This window comes from Ferrimonas sediminicola (genome assembly GCF_005116715.1).
In the GTDB taxonomy this organism is placed as follows: domain Bacteria; phylum Pseudomonadota; class Gammaproteobacteria; order Enterobacterales; family Shewanellaceae; genus Ferrimonas; species Ferrimonas sediminicola.
On sequence record NZ_SWCI01000044.1, the window covers coordinates 1 to 330 of the forward strand.

Below are 330 nucleotides of genomic sequence, written 5' to 3' on the forward strand. Positions count from 1 at the left end.
TCAACAGATAAGTGGCGTCCCCTAGGGGATTCGAACCCCTGTTACCGCCGTGAAAGGGCGGTGTCCTAGGCCTCTAGACGAAGGGGACCCTGGACTGTCACCGTTTAGGCTCTGGTGACATGAGCGAACAAGTGGCGTCCCTTACGGGATTGTCGCCCCGTTGCGGCCGTGCATAGAGGGCGCGGTGTCTACACCGCCCGGCTCCTGTCGGCATCAACAGATAAGTGGCGTCCCCTAGGGGATTCGAACCCCTGTTACCGCCGTGAAAGGGCGGTGTCCTAGGCCTCTAGACGAAGGGGACCCTGGACTGTCACCGTTTAGGCTCTGGTG

Annotated in this window: 2 tRNA genes; both read right to left on the reverse strand. The window is 60.9% G+C overall.

From position 1 onward, the window contains the following. Positions 1–12: 12 nt before the first annotated feature. A tRNA-Glu gene (locus FCL40_RS18445) sits at positions 13–88 on the reverse strand. A 137-nt stretch (positions 89–225) separates the two neighbouring features. Further along, positions 226–301: transfer RNA gene (locus FCL40_RS18450), tRNA-Glu, on the reverse strand. Positions 302–330: the final 29 nt, after the last annotated feature.